The following is a 13340-nucleotide window of genomic DNA, read 5'->3' as shown; positions in this document are numbered from 1 at the left end:
CGGCTGGTAAACAGCCCCTTAACCCTGATCGGGCGACAAGGGGCGCAGTATCGTTTCCGGAGGCTCGCCTTCATGTCCGCCGCCCTCGCGCTCGGCCACCGCGCCTGGACCACCGCCCGCATTGTCTGGGGGGCGCCGTTCGTCGTGCGCGTGCGCGGGATCGTGCAGGCAGTGCTGGCGACCTTACTGCTGGTCGCGCTGGCGTCATGGAATCCCGGTGATCCTAGCCTGAACGCCTCGGGCACGGGTGATACGCAGAACTGGCTGGGCGGGCCCGGCGCCCTGTTCGCCGACCTGTTCCGCCAGTCTCTGGGCCTGGCCGATTTTCTGGCCGCCCTCCTGCTGATCGCCTTTGGCCTGGCCGGGGCGGTGGGCGAGACGATCCAACGGCGATTGAAGCCGACCGCCTTCAAGGCCTTCTGCGCCGTGGCCGGGGTGCTGCTGGTCTCGGCCGCCCTGTCGGCCCTGCCGCCGCCGGCGCGCTGGCCGCTGGCGGCCGGTCTGGGCGGGCTGTGGGGCGATGCGGTGACGGGCGTCAGCGCCAACCTGCTGGCCGCCATCCATATTCCCGGCGCGCGCGGCGTGGTCGGGCTGATCTATCTGCTGATCGGCCTGTGGGCCCTGGCCTACACTGTCGGTCTTCGCACCTCGGACTTCACCGAGGCGGCCGGCTGGGCCGGATCGCTGCGATCCGGTCGCGCCTCCGTCGCTCCGCCGCCGCTGGCCGAGACCTCCAGGCCGGTGCGCAAGCCGCGCGCGCGCCCCGCGCCCGAGCCCGAGTTCGAGCCGGGTGAGCCCGCCGCCTTCGATCCGCCGCCGTGGGAGGATGACACCCCGGCGCCCGCGCCGCGCGCCGCCGCGCCGCGCCCGCTCGAGCCCAGGGTCGCCGCCGCCAAGGCGCCCAAGCCCGCCCGCACCGACACCGACCAGCAGGCCTTCAATTTCGAAGGCGGCGACGGCTTCGAACTGCCCGCCCTGGGCATCCTGGCCAAGCCGCAGCAGCGCACCGCCTCGGTTGACGAGGAATCGCTGAAGCAGAACGCCAAGATGCTGGAGGGCGTACTGCAGGAATTCGGCGTGCGCGGCGTGATCGACCAGATCCGCCCCGGCCCCGTCGTCACCCTGTACGAACTGGTCCCCGCGCCGGGCGTGAAGCACGGCCGCGTCGTGGCCCTGGCCGACGACATCGCCCGCTCCATGTCGGCCCGCGCCTGCCGCATCAGCGTGGTCCAGGGCCGCAACGCCATCGGCATCGAACTGCCCAACGCCAAGCGCGAGACGGTTTACCTGCGCGACCTGCTGGCCAGCGGCGAATACGACAAAAAGAGCCATCTGCTGCCCCTGGCCCTGGGCGAAACCATCGGCGGCGAGCCCTATGTCGCCGACCTGGCGCGCATGCCTCACCTGCTGATCGCGGGCACCACCGGCTCGGGCAAGTCGGTCGGGGTCAACGCCATGATCCTGTCGATCCTGTACCGCCATTCGCCCGCCGAATGCCGCTTCATCATGATCGACCCCAAGATGCTGGAGCTGTCGGTCTATGACGGCATCCCGCACCTGCTGAGCCCTGTCGTCACCGATCCGAAAAAGGCCGTCGTCGCCCTGAAATGGACGGTGCGCGAGATGGAGGATCGGTATCGCCGGATGTCCAAGCTGGGGGTGCGCAACATCGCCAGCTACAACGACCGGGCCCGTGAGGCGCAGGCCAAGGGCGAGCATTTCGAACGCACGGTGCAGACCGGCTTCGACGATCAGGGCCGCCCGGTTTACGAGTCCGAAAAGATCCGCCCCGAGCCCATGCCCTATCTGGTCGTGGTCATGGACGAGATGGCCGACCTGATGCTGGTCGCCGGCAAGGACGTGGAAGGCGCGGTGCAGCGTCTGGCCCAGATGGCCCGCGCCGCCGGCATCCACCTGATCATGGCCACGCAGCGCCCGTCGGTCGACGTCATCACCGGCACCATCAAGGCCAATTTCCCGACCCGGATCTCTTTCCAGGTCACGTCCAAGATCGACAGTCGCACCATCCTGGGTGAACAGGGCGGCGAGCAGCTGCTGGGCCAGGGCGACATGCTCTATATGGCCGGCGGCGGTCGCATCACCCGCCTGCACGGTCCGTTCGTGACCGACACCGAGGTCGAGGAGGTGTGCAAACACCTGCGCGCCCAAGCCGAGCCGGATTACCTCGACCTGATCACCGACGAACCGGACGGCGATGGCGACGGCGCCATGGGCGGCGACGGCGACAGCATGTCGGGCGACGACCTCTATGACCGCGCCGTGGCCGTGGTCACCCGCGACCGCAAGGCCTCGACCAGCTACATCCAGCGCCGCCTGCAGATCGGGTATAACCGCGCCGCCACCCTGATCGAGCGAATGGAGCAGGAAGGCGTCGTCAGTCCGGCCAACCACGCGGGCAAGCGCGACATCCTGGCCGGCCCGCCGCCCATTGTTTAGAGCCGCTCACGCTCGGCTCACGGAGCCTCGCTGCTTCAGCGGCCAGCCGTGGCGCGGTTCGCCCTCAAGCAGCAAGCCGCCGCGCGGCGTGCGTCAGGGGAAAAAGCCATGGCGCGGGAACTCCCGCGCTATGAACGGCGCTTCATCCGGCCGCCGGAATATGGTCAGGCTCGCGTCATGCCCTTGCCGCGCAGCCGCGTCATAAGGCGATCATCGACAACCATCCCGAACGGGAGGACTCCCATGACCGTTTCTCGTCGCGCCCTTGGCCTCGGCCTCGTCTCTATCGCCGCCGGATCCGCCATGCCCGCCGCCGCGCAATCCAGCCTGTCGGCCGAGGATCGCGCTGTCCTGACCCAGGCCCAGACCTATCTGCAGAACCTGACCTCGGCCCAGGGCGACTTTGTCGAGACCGGCCCCGGCGGTCAGCGTCGTTCGGGCAAATTCTATCTGCAGCGCCCGGGCAAGCTGCGCTTCGAATACACCAGCCCCGAAGGTCTGCTGGTCGTGTCGGACGGCTCGAACGTGAAACGCTATGACCCCCGCCTGGACGTCTTCCGTCAGGTGCCGCTGGGCCAGACGCCGCTGTCGACCTTCCTGGCGCGCAACGTTCGGCTGGACCAGGGCGTCCGTATCGATCGTGTGACCCGCACCAGCGACGGCTTCGCCCTGACGGCGCGTGACTCGCGTCGCCCCAATGACGGCGCCGTGGTGCTGGCCTTCGCCGGGTCGCCGATGCGGCTGGTCGAATGGACCATCATCGATCCGCAGGGCGCGCGCACCCGCACCCAGTTGACCAATCTGCGCGCCGCCTCGGGTCTGTCGGCCAGCTTGTTCCAGCTGCGCGATCCCACGCGTCGCCCGGGCCGCAGCTGATTCGCCCGACGGTGGAATTTCACACGACGGTCATTTGACTTTTTCAGTCATTGTGACATTGTGAACACACAGAGCGGTGCGAGCCCTCTGTCCGCTACGGATTTCATCCCCCTCCCGGCGGCGAGAGAGACACCTTTTCAGCGCCCGGCCCCCGCCGGGCGCTTTTTTGTTTGTAGAGCGCTATCGCTCGCGACGCGGTCGCTCGCTGCTTGAGCGATTTTTGATGAAGAGGGCGCTATCGCTCGCGACGCGGTCGCTCACTGCTTGAGCGCTTTTTGATGAAGAGGGCGCTATCGCTCGCGACGCGGTCGCTCACTGCTTGAGCGCCAGAACCATGGCGGTGGCGATCATGGCCCGCTAGGACGGCCCCATGACCCTTCGTATCGCCACCTGGAACATCAACTCCGTCCGTCTGCGCATCGACCAGGTCGCCCGCTTCGTCGCCGAGCGCTCGCCCGACGTCCTGCTGCTGCAGGAGATCAAATGCACCACGGACCAGTTCCCGCGTCAGGCGTTCGAGGAAATGGGCCTGCCGCACCTGCGGGTGGCGGGTCAAAAGGGCTGGCACGGCGTGGCCATCGCCAGCCGCCTGCCCATCGCGGACAATACGACGCTGGAGGTCTGCAAGCTGGGCCACGCCCGCTGCGTCTCGGCCAAGGTGGCCGGCGTCGACATCCAGAATTTCTACATCCCGGCCGGCGGCGACGTGCCCGACCGGGCCCTGAACCCGAAGTTCGACCACAAGATGGACTTCTACGAGCGGCTGACCGCCGAGATCGCCACGCGAGACAAGTCGGCGCCGCTGGTCCTGGCCGGCGATTTCAACATCGCGCCCGGCGAGAACGACGTCTGGAACCACCGCTACATGTCCAGGATCGTCAGCCACACCCCGATCGAGGTCGAGACCCTGAACCGGCTACAGGACGCAGGTGGTTTCGCCGACGTGCTGCGTGACCGCTTCCCCGAACCGCAGAAGCTGGCCAGCTGGTGGAGCTATCGCGCCGCCGACTTCCGCAAGTCGAACCGCGGCCTGCGCCTGGACCACATCTGGACCTCGCCCGGCCTGACACCCGCCGTCGTGCCCGACACCGCCCGCATCCATGACGATGTGCGCGAATGGGAGCGGCCCAGCGACCACGCCCCGGTCACCGTCGATCTGGACGTCTGACCCGAGCCTTCAGAACGGGAAGAAGATCGGGATGGCGATCATGGCCGCCACCCAGGTGACCAGGTTCAGCGGCACCCCGACCCGCACGAAATCCATGTAGGTGTAGCCGGCCATCTGGAACACCAAGACATTGGTCTGATAGCCGAACGGCGTGGCGAAGGCGGCCGAGGCGGCCATCATCACAGCCACCAGGAACGGTCGTGCATCGACGCCCAGCGCCTCTGCCAGGGCCACGGCGACCGGGGTGATCAGCACCGCCACGGTGGCGTTGGACAGAAGCTCGGTCGCGAACAAGGTCACGCCGTAAAAGATCACCAGCGCGCCAAAGGGCCCCAGCGGCCGCACCATGCCGATCAGCCCCGACGCTGCCTGCGCCGCCAGTCCGGTGACCTCGATGGCCATACCGACCACCACCATCCCGGCGATCAGCAGCAGGATCTCGGGCCGCAGCCCGGCATAGGCCTCGTCCGCCGTGATGACCCGCAGCAGAATCAGCAGCACCGCCCCGGCGAAGGCCGAGGCCGCAATAGGCGCCAGACCCGTCGCGGCGACGACGATAACCGCCACAAACACGGCCAGCGAAATGAAGGCGCGGCGCGCCTCGAACGGGCGGGACTTGCCGTCTTCGTACAGGTTGACGTCGCCCAGGACGGCGTCACCCGATCCGTCGGGATGGCTGCGCGCTTCACCCCAACGCGGCAGGCGTAGCGCCAGCAGACGCAGCAAGCCCCGTCGGGGTCCGGCAGACCGCTGACGTTCCGCCTGGGTCAACTGGGCCATCTCGGCTTCTTCCGCCGAGGCGGTGCGGTCCAGCTGCCGGGCGCCGATGAAATAGAGATAGGCCGCCCCCGACAGACCGATAATCAGCCCGACGCCGGTGATGTCGAACAGACGGAATACCGGCTGTCCGGCATTGCGCGCCATGTCGTTGACCAGCAGGTTGGTCGAGGTGCCGATCAGCGTCAGCAAGCCCCCCATGATGACGATGAAACTAAGCGGCATCAGGAAGCGCTTGGGCGACAGGCCCAAGTTGGTCGCCATGTCCCGCACGACAGGCGCGGCCAGGACCACGACCGGCGTATTGTTCAGGAAACCACCCACAGAGCCGCACAGGAAGATCACCAGCCAGATCCCCTGCGCCTTCATCACGCGGGTCAGCCGGGTGGCCTGGCGGATCAAAAGGGCCAGCAAGCCCGACAGTTCGATCGCATAGGCGATGACGAACAGGCCAGCCAGCGCGATCACCGCCGGGCTGGCGAAAGCGCCCTGAACTTCGACCGGGCGCACCACGCCCAGCATCAGCAGCACCGCCGCTCCCGTCAGCGCGACGACATCGGGCCGCAACCGCCCGTGCACCAGCGCGCCGATAACCGCCGCCAGAACGGCCAGGGCGATGATCTGATCGAAAGTCATGCGTTTCCGAATCCGGTCCGACGCGTTCCTGTGTCGGCGCCGCATGTACAGCGGTCGATATGCTAAGGTGGTTTCATGAAGGCGTTTCCCAGGCGAGTCACCCTGCTTTGCGGCCTTGCCCTGACCTCGATTGCGGGTTGTGAGCAGCGGGCCGAGGACTCTGGCCTGGTGGCCCCGCACGTGCGTGAAGCGCCCGCCCCGGCGTCGGTAGGCCGAGCCGAACTGCTGTCAGCCCTGGATGAAGCGGCGTCCGCGCATGCGATCGGGCGCGCGCCCTCCAATGGATTGACTGGCCGGACACTAAACGTGCGGCTGCCCTTCTCCTGCTTCGGACCCGACGCCTTGGGTTCGGTCGCTCCCGAGGGCCTGGCCCGCGCGGTATGGAGCGACGCCACGAGCCTGACCCTGACGCTGATCCCCGCTGACTGGATGAACGCGCCGCTGGTGGGCCAGGCCGCCGACCAATGGGAGGCGGTAGAAGGTCTGTGGATCGATCGGCCATGGCTGCGCGACAACGCCTGTCCGGTCTTGCGGGTGAGCGTTCCGGTCGTCGCGCCCCATAAGGCGGCGTCCGACACACTGGCGGACGAGGTCGTCCCGCCGCCGCCAGCCCAACCTGTGCCCCAGCCTGCGCCTCAATCTGCGCCCCTGGCCTATTCGGCGGGACTCGCCGTGCTGCGCGAAACCGGGGCCTCGCGACTGGGGCGCCGTCCCGGCCAGGCGTATCGGTTCACCGTGCGGGGCCAGGGCGAGAAGGCGGCCGCCCCCGCGCCGGGCGGCTACCGCTTGGCGCTGGAGGGCCGGTTCGACAGTTTCCCGGATGGACGCGTGATCCACTGCATCGGCGACGACCCCGACCGGCGGCCAGTCTGCGTCGCGGCGGTGCGGCTGGACGTGGTGGCGTTCGAGACCGTGTCGGGCGAACGCCTCAGCGAGTGGCGGCCGACAGGCGGCTGATCCTCACGGCTGCAACCGGTACCCGCCCGCGTCGGTCAGCAGCAGGCGCGCCTGGCCGGGCTCGGGTTCGATCTTCTGGCGCAGGCGATAGATGTGGGTCTCCAGCGTGTGGGTGGTGACGCCGGCGTTGTAGCCCCAGACCTCGGTCAGCAGTTCCTCGCGCGACACGGCCTTGGCCCCGGCGCGATAGAGGTATTTCAGGATGTTGGTTTCTTTTTCCGTCAGGCGGATCTTCTTGCCCTTGTCGTCGACCAGCATCTTTCCGGCCGGGCGGAAGTCGTAGGGGCCGATGCGGAAGACCGCGTCCTCGGACTGTTCGTGGCTGCGCAGGTGGGCGCGGATGCGCGCCAGCAGCACGGCGAAGCGGAAGGGCTTGGTGACATAGTCATTGGCCCCCGCGTCCAGACCCAGGATGGCGTCGGCGTCCGCCGACTGGCCCGTCAGCATGATGACCGGCGTCGAAACCCCGTCCTTGCGCAGAAGGCGGCACGCCTCGCGCCCGTCCATATCAGGCAGGTCAACGTCCAGCAGGATCAGGTCGGCACGCACCTCGCGGCCCATTCTGACGCCCTCGGTCGCCGTCGCGGCCTGCAGGGTGCGGAACTCCTCATGCAGATCCAGTTGCTCGGCCAACGCCTCGCGCAGGTCGTCGTCGTCGTCGATGATCAGGATGGTCTTGGGGCTGGGCATGGACACCAGAATGGCTAGGCTGGAGCGAACCGCAAGGCGCGACGGGAAAAATGCGGCGAATGGTCAGTCCTTAGAGGGTGTTTGCGGCGACTTTCGTTCCCCGAACAGCGCCGAACCGACCCGCACATGGGTCGCGCCGTGGCGGATCGCCGCCTCATAGTCGCCGCTCATCCCCATCGACAGGACCGACAGCCCGTTGCGGTCGGCGATCTTCTTCAGCAGGGCGAAATGGGGCGAGGGCTCCTCGTCCGCCGGTGGAATGCACATCAGGCCCTCGACCGTCAGGCCCTGCTCGCAGGCCGAGGCGATCAGGGCGTCGGCCTCGGCGGGCAGAACCCCGGCCTTCTGGGGCTCAGCGCCGGTGTTGACCTGAACCAGCACCCGCGGCGTCCGATCCAGCGCGCGGCCCGCCTCGGCCAGGGCCAGCACCAGCTTGGGGCGATCCACCGTCTCGATCACGTCGAACAGCGCGACCGCGTCCGCGGCCTTGTTCGACTGCAACGGACCGATCAGGCGCAGTTCGACGGCGGACCGGTCGAAGCCGTCATTCAGCCAGCGCCCCTGCGCCTCCTGCACCCGATTCTCGCCGAACACCCGCTGACCGGCGGCCAGGGCTTGGGCGATGGCTTCGGCCGGCTGGGTCTTGGACACGGCGGTCAGGACGACCGAGCCCGGCGCGCGCCCGGCGATGCGGCAGGCCTTGTCGATCCGCTTTCGCACGGCGGCGAAGCGGTCGGCGATGGACGGGGCGGCGGAAGCGGAGGATGAGATGGTCATGACCCTGACGCCAGAGGCGAAGATTCTGTGGGAGACGGCTGTCGCTCTAGACCGCGCGAACCCCGCTGTCAGCCTGCCGCCGCTGCTGTTCCTGACCGATCCGGCGCGAACCCCGCGCCCGTGGGAGACGGCAGGACGCCTGCCCGCCGGGGCCGCGGTGATCCATCGCCATTTCGGCGCGGCCGACGCGGGGGAAATGGCGAGGCGGCTGCGCGAAACGACGGCGGCGGCGGGCGTCCGTCTGCTGATCGCATTGGACCCCGATCTGGCGGAAGCGGTCGGCGCTGATGGCGCGCACCTGCCCGAGCGGGCGGTGGATCAGGCGGCGGCCCTGCGCGCCCGACGGCCGGACTGGCTGATCACCGGGGCCTGGCATGGCGGACCGCAAGCGGATGCGCCGGTGGACGCCTTGGTCCTGTCGCCCGTGTTTTCGGCCGGCGGCGCCTCGGCCGCGCGGCCGGCGCTGGGGATGGCGCGGTTTACGGCCTTGGTCGCGGCCGCGCGGCGGCCGGTCTATGCCCTGGGGGGGATCGAGGCGGGAAATGCGCCATCGCTGATCGGCACGGGCGCATGCGGCCTGGCGGGCGTCGGCGCGATCCAGGCCGCCTTCGCGACCTGACCAGCCATCATTGTGTAGTCAGAATTTGAAAATGGATTCCAACCGCAGACGGGGTTGCGTGCGGCGATCCGTTTCCGGCGCGCGGGCCGGGTCGGTTTCAGGCGCGGCCAGGCCGGCGGCGGCGCCGACGCGCAGGCGCGGGCTGAGACGGTAATAGGCCCCGGCCTCGACATCCCCCAGTTCAGTCTCACGACCGACCGGCTGGCTGAAGTTCAGGTTCAGGCCCCAGCGGCCGTTTTCGTTGAAACGCAGGCCACGACGGGCTGGAGCCGGCTGGGCGCCGGTACGCTGCGAAGCGTTGGCGGCTTCGCTCAGGTTGACGGCAGGTGCACGCGCGCGGGTTTGCGCGGCGGCCACATCGGCCATGCCGACGACGACCAGCGCGCCCAAAGCTCCAGCGATGACGGCGCCGAAACGCATTCCCAACCCTTCGCCGCGGCTTTAAAAACGACCGCGATCTTCAACCTGAACCAGCCCGAAAGCTGTGGACCTTGCGATTAGACACCCAAAGTCCGCCCGGTCAACGCAACGCGGTCGTATAGTCGCGGTTCCAGCGATTCTTCATCGACTCCTGTGGCTCGGGCGTCACGGGAATTGGGCGCCCGGCCGCTCGCCCGACACGCGAAGGCCGCATCAGGGTCGATCAAGCGGCGCCTTCGCCTTGTCATCGCCCCTTTTCGCCGTGTTATAGAGCCTGTTGCGGCGTTGGCGCGCAGCCGTCATCCATGCACGGTTGCAGCCGCGTTCCACCTGAATGGAGATTATCCTTGATGGCCCCCAAGTCGGCTGCCCGTGGCGGCGCTGCGATCGTCCTGATCGCCTCGGGTCTGATGCTCGCCGGTTGCGGCGGCCTGCCCTTCGTCGGTCGCGGCGAGGCCAAGGCGCCCGCACAGACCCAGAGCATCGGCGTGAACAGCTTCCTGTGGCGCGCCTCGCTCGACACGCTCGCCTTCATGCCGCTGCTGAACGCCGACCCGTGGGGCGGCGTCATCAACTATGACTGGTACGCCAATCCGCAAACCCCGAACGAGCGGTTCAAGGCCACCGTTTTCATTCTGGACAGCCGCCTGCGCGCCGACGCCCTGAACGTGTCGATCGCCAAACAGGTCAAGACCGAGACCGGCGAATGGACCGCCGCCCCGGTGGCCGCCCAGACCGAGACGGATCTGGAAAACGCCATCCTGACCAAGGCGCGTCAGCTGAACCTGGCCCGCACGCGCTAAGACCGATGGGGCGGCGCTTGCGTCCGCCCCTCCTCCCCTGACTTCAAGGCCCGCGCGCCGGGCGCAAGGACCGCCCGTGGCCCGTTACGAGCCCAAGACCGCCGAACCCCGCCAGCAGGCCCGCTGGGCGGCCGCCGACGCCTTTTCGGTGTCGAACGCCGACACCGGCCGTCCGAAATACTATGTGCTGGAAATGTTCCCCTATCCGTCCGGGAACATCCACATGGGCCACGCCCGCAACTATGTGATGGGCGACGTGGTGGCGCGTCACAAGCGGGCCCAAGGCTTCGACGTGCTGCATCCGATGGGTTGGGACGCCTTCGGCATGCCGGCCGAGAACGCGGCCATGGAACGCGGCGTCCACCCCGGCGACTGGACCTGGTCCAACATCGCCAACATGCGCGAGCAGCTGAAACTCCTGGGCCTGTCGCTGGATTGGTCGCGTGAGTTCGCCACCTGCGATCCGGCCTATTACGGCAAGCAGCAGGCCTGGTTCCTGGAGCTGTATCGGCGTGGTCTGGTCTATCGCAAGGACGGGGTCGTCAACTGGGACCCGGTCGACAACACGGTTCTGGCCAATGAGCAGGTCATCGACGGGCGCGGTTGGCGATCCGGCGCGCTGGTTGAGAAGCGCAAGCTGAATCAATGGTTCCTGCGCATTACTCAGTATGCCGATGATCTGATCGACGGCCTGTCGGAACTGGAAGGCCGCTGGCCTGAAAAGGTCCGCCTGATGCAGGAAAACTGGATCGGCCGGTCCAGGGGTCTGCAGATGAAGTGGGCCTGGTCGGGCGCTGCGCCGGCCGGCTTCGACGACGGGCTGGAAATCTACACCACCCGCCCCGACACCCTGTTCGGCGCCAGCTTCATGGGTCTGGCCCCCGACCATCCGATCTCGAAACAGCTGGCCGAGGCTGATCCGGCGGTCGCCGCCTTCGTCGCCGAATGCCGCAAGGGCGGCGCGTCCCAGGCCGAGATCGAACAGGCCGAGAAGATCGGCCGCGATACGGGCCTGAAGGTCATCCACCCCTTCACCGGGGCCGAGGTTTCGGTCTGGATCGCCAATTTCATCCTGTCGGAATACGGCACGGGCGCCATCTTCGCCTGCCCGGCCCACGACCAGCGCGACCTGGACTTCGCCCGCAAATACGACCTGCCGGTGATCCCGGTCGTCCGGCCGGACGGCGCCGGCGACGACTTCGCCGTGGCGGATGAGGCCTATACCGGCCCGGGCTCCATCTTCCATTCCGACTTCCTGAATGGTCTGGACATCGAGGCGGCCAAGGCCGAGGCGATCCGCCGGATCGAGGCGGCCGGCATCGGCCAGGGCGCGACCATCTATCGCCTGCGCGACTGGGGCGTCAGCCGCCAGCGCTACTGGGGCTGCCCCATCCCGATCATCCACTGCGAGGCCTGCGGCCCCGTGGCGGTCCCGGCCGAACAGCTGCCGGTCGAACTGCCCAAGGACGTGACCTTCGACGTGCCCGGCAATCCTCTGGACCGCCATCCGACGTGGAAGCACACCCGATGCCCGTCCTGCGGTGGCGAGGCCCGGCGCGAGACGGACACCCTGGACACCTTCGTGGACTCCAGCTGGTATTTCGCCCGCTTCGCCGATCCGAAGGCGGACGATCCGATCAACAAGGCCGCTGCGGCCAGGTGGCTGCCGGTCGATCAGTATATCGGCGGTGTCGAGCACGCGGTGCTGCACCTGCTCTACGCCCGCTTCATCAGCCGCGCCCTGACCGATGCGGGCCTGATGGACGTAAAGGAGCCGTTCGCCGGCCTGTTCACCCAGGGCATGGTGGTCCACGAAACCTATTTCGACGGCCATGAGGACAGCGGCAAACCGCGCTGGATCGAACCGTCCGACGTGCGGATCGAGATGGTGGACGGCCAGCGCGTCGCCAGCCGCCTGTCGACCGGCGCCGCTGTTTCGATCGGGGACATCGAAAAGATGTCCAAATCGAAGAAGAACGTCGTCGCGCCCCAGGACATCATCGAGGCTTACGGCGTCGACGCCGGCCGCCTGTTCGTGCTGTCCGACAGCCCGCCCGAGCGGGACGTGCAATGGTCCGCCGGCGGGGTCGAGGGCGCCAGCCGCTTCGTCCAGCGCGTCTGGACCGAATTCGACGGCTTCGCGCCCGGCCAGGCCGGCGACGAGGCCCAGGACACCAGCCTGATCCGCGAGACGCACAAGGCCATCAAGGCCGTGACCGAGGGGGTCGAGGGCTTCCGCTTCAACTCGGCCATCGCCAAGCTGTACGCCTTCCTTGCCACCATCCGTCAGCACGACAAGGCCGGCGGCGAGGCCCGGGCGACCGCCCTGTCGGCCCTGGCCCGCCTGATCGCCCCCTTCACCCCGCACCTGGCCGAGGAATGCTGGGCCCGGATAGGACAGGACGGCATGGTGCTGGACGCGCCCTGGCCGGTGTTCGACGCGGCCCTGGCGGCCGACGACGAGGTCACCCTGCCCGTCCAGATCGGCGGCAAGCGTCGGGGCGAGGTCGTCCTGCCGCGCGGCTCGGACAATGCGACGGTCGAGGCGGCGGCTCTCGCCAATCCGACGGTTCAGGCCTACCTTTCGGCCAACAACCTGACCGTCCGAAAGGTGATCGTGGTGCCTGACCGTATCGTCAATCTGGTGGCCGGCTGATGCGTCGGCCGCGGGTCGTGCTGGCGCTGAGCGGCGCGAGCCTGCTGGCCTCGGCCTGCGGCTTCACGCCCCTGTACGGCGACGGCGGCGTCTCGGGCGACCTGACGCGGATCGCGGTCAGCACCCCGGATGACCGGCTGGGCTATCGCCTGCGCGAACAGCTGGAGGACAGTTTGGGCCTGAACCGCCAGGCCCAGCCCCTCTATCGCCTGACGACCGAGGTCGAGCAGTCGCGTCGCGCCCTGGGTCGCCGGGTCGATGACACAGCCACCCGTTACGAACTGACGGTGCGCAGCGCCTGGACCCTGACACCGACGGCGGGCGGGACGGCCCTTACTGGGCGCCAGACGGCCACGGTCACCTACGCCTCGGCCGACCAGCCCTATGCCGCCATCGCCGCCCAGCAGGATGGCGAGGAGCGCGCCGCCGCCGAGCTGGCGCGCCTGATCCGGCTGGACCTGATGCGGACCCTTGCGGCTCGCCCCTGATGCGGCGGCCCTGACG

The 13340-nt window shown here is 68.4% G+C and carries 12 protein-coding genes; 8 read left to right on the top strand and 4 right to left on the bottom strand.

Translation table 11 applies throughout. The features are described 5' to 3' along the window. Window positions 1-72 precede the first annotated feature (72 nt). The 3 genes from EON91_RS06130 to EON91_RS06120 all read left to right on the top strand — a co-directional run bounded on the left by EON91_RS06130 (window position 73) and on the right by EON91_RS06120 (window position 4501). Complete coding sequence (locus EON91_RS06130; RefSeq protein WP_292092510.1) at window positions 73-2457, top strand: DNA translocase FtsK; 2385 nt, start codon at window positions 73-75, stop codon at window positions 2455-2457. A gap of 243 nt (window positions 2458-2700) precedes the next feature. Continuing rightward, a complete protein-coding gene (locus tag EON91_RS06125; protein ID WP_292092508.1) occupies window positions 2701-3333 on the top strand; it encodes an outer membrane lipoprotein carrier protein LolA in 633 nt (210 codons plus the stop codon). A 370-nt stretch (window positions 3334-3703) separates the two neighbouring features. Beyond that, window positions 3704-4501, top strand: a complete 798-nt coding sequence (locus EON91_RS06120) for an exodeoxyribonuclease III (protein ID WP_292092507.1) — start codon at window positions 3704-3706, stop codon at window positions 4499-4501. 9 nt (window positions 4502-4510) lie between these two features. Here EON91_RS06120 and EON91_RS06115 read toward each other — a convergent pair whose 3' ends face one another. After that, window positions 4511-5914 carry an SLC13 family permease gene (locus EON91_RS06115; protein WP_292092506.1) on the bottom strand — a complete coding sequence of 468 codons (1404 nt, stop codon included), beginning with the start codon at window positions 5912-5914 and terminating at the stop codon, window positions 4511-4513. A gap of 306 nt (window positions 5915-6220) precedes the next feature. Here EON91_RS06115 and EON91_RS06110 point away from each other — a divergent pair, with 306 nt between their 5' ends. Next, on the top strand, window positions 6221-6871 hold the full coding sequence (locus tag EON91_RS06110; RefSeq protein WP_292092504.1) for a hypothetical protein: 651 nt from the start codon (window positions 6221-6223) through the stop codon (window positions 6869-6871). Between the two features lie 3 nt (window positions 6872-6874). Here EON91_RS06110 and EON91_RS06105 read toward each other — a convergent pair whose 3' ends face one another. Together EON91_RS06105 and EON91_RS06100 are read right to left on the bottom strand one after the other, a co-directional pair. Beyond that, window positions 6875-7561, bottom strand: a complete 687-nt coding sequence (locus tag EON91_RS06105) for a response regulator transcription factor (protein WP_292092555.1) — start codon at window positions 7559-7561, stop codon at window positions 6875-6877. 63 nt (window positions 7562-7624) lie between these two features. Then, entirely contained in the window at window positions 7625-8338 is a 714-nt protein-coding gene (locus tag EON91_RS06100; protein ID WP_292092503.1) for a YggS family pyridoxal phosphate-dependent enzyme, read from the bottom strand. Between EON91_RS06100 and EON91_RS06095 the strand changes: the two genes are divergently transcribed. Next, complete coding sequence (locus EON91_RS06095) at window positions 8337-8957, top strand: thiamine phosphate synthase (protein WP_292092502.1); 621 nt, start codon at window positions 8337-8339, stop codon at window positions 8955-8957. The genes EON91_RS06100 and EON91_RS06095 overlap by 2 nt on opposite strands. A gap of 18 nt (window positions 8958-8975) precedes the next feature. On the opposite strand, the gene EON91_RS06090 is transcribed toward EON91_RS06095, so the two are convergent. Then, window positions 8976-9377 (bottom strand): NtrZ family periplasmic regulatory protein, encoded by a 402-nt coding sequence (locus EON91_RS06090; RefSeq protein WP_292092501.1) that lies wholly within the window; start codon window positions 9375-9377, stop codon window positions 8976-8978. Between the two features lie 350 nt (window positions 9378-9727). Between EON91_RS06090 and EON91_RS06085 the strand changes: the two genes are divergently transcribed. The 3 genes from EON91_RS06085 to lptE all read left to right on the top strand — a co-directional run bounded on the left by EON91_RS06085 (window position 9728) and on the right by lptE (window position 13324). Then, a complete protein-coding gene (locus EON91_RS06085) occupies window positions 9728-10180 on the top strand; it encodes a DUF3576 domain-containing protein (RefSeq protein WP_292092500.1) in 453 nt (150 codons plus the stop codon). 76 nt (window positions 10181-10256) lie between these two features. Beyond that, the gene (gene leuS, locus EON91_RS06080) at window positions 10257-12836 is read left to right on the top strand and encodes a leucine--tRNA ligase (protein WP_292092497.1); all 2580 of its coding nucleotides are present in this window, start codon (window positions 10257-10259) and stop codon (window positions 12834-12836) included. Then, the gene (lptE, locus tag EON91_RS06075; RefSeq protein WP_292092495.1) at window positions 12836-13324 is read left to right on the top strand and encodes an LPS assembly lipoprotein LptE; all 489 of its coding nucleotides are present in this window, start codon (window positions 12836-12838) and stop codon (window positions 13322-13324) included. The genes leuS and lptE overlap by 1 nt, the downstream gene beginning before the upstream one ends. Window positions 13325-13340 lie beyond the last annotated feature (16 nt).

Origin of the sequence: Brevundimonas sp. (assembly GCF_004210735.1) — a bacterium.
Classification (GTDB): domain Bacteria; phylum Pseudomonadota; class Alphaproteobacteria; order Caulobacterales; family Caulobacteraceae; genus Brevundimonas.
Note: the sequence above shows the minus strand (reverse complement) of the source record. Positions and strands in the feature narration are given on the sequence as shown.

Coding starts and splice junctions, on each gene's coding strand:
- EON91_RS06095 (WP_292092502.1), top strand. CDS start 8,337: ATGACCCTGACGCCAGAGGCGAAGATTCTGTGGGAGACGGCTGTCGCT.
- EON91_RS06120 (WP_292092507.1), top strand. CDS start 3,704: ATGACCCTTCGTATCGCCACCTGGAACATCAACTCCGTCCGTCTGCGC.
- EON91_RS06085 (WP_292092500.1), top strand. CDS start 9,728: ATGGCCCCCAAGTCGGCTGCCCGTGGCGGCGCTGCGATCGTCCTGATC.
- lptE (WP_292092495.1), top strand. CDS start 12,836: ATGCGTCGGCCGCGGGTCGTGCTGGCGCTGAGCGGCGCGAGCCTGCTG.
- EON91_RS06125 (WP_292092508.1), top strand. CDS start 2,701: ATGACCGTTTCTCGTCGCGCCCTTGGCCTCGGCCTCGTCTCTATCGCC.
- EON91_RS06130 (WP_292092510.1), top strand. CDS start 73: ATGTCCGCCGCCCTCGCGCTCGGCCACCGCGCCTGGACCACCGCCCGC.
- EON91_RS06090 (WP_292092501.1), bottom strand. CDS start 9,377: ATGCGTTTCGGCGCCGTCATCGCTGGAGCTTTGGGCGCGCTGGTCGTC.
- EON91_RS06105 (WP_292092555.1), bottom strand. CDS start 7,561: ATGCCCAGCCCCAAGACCATCCTGATCATCGACGACGACGACGACCTG.
- EON91_RS06100 (WP_292092503.1), bottom strand. CDS start 8,338: ATGACCATCTCATCCTCCGCTTCCGCCGCCCCGTCCATCGCCGACCGC.
- EON91_RS06115 (WP_292092506.1), bottom strand. CDS start 5,914: ATGACTTTCGATCAGATCATCGCCCTGGCCGTTCTGGCGGCGGTTATC.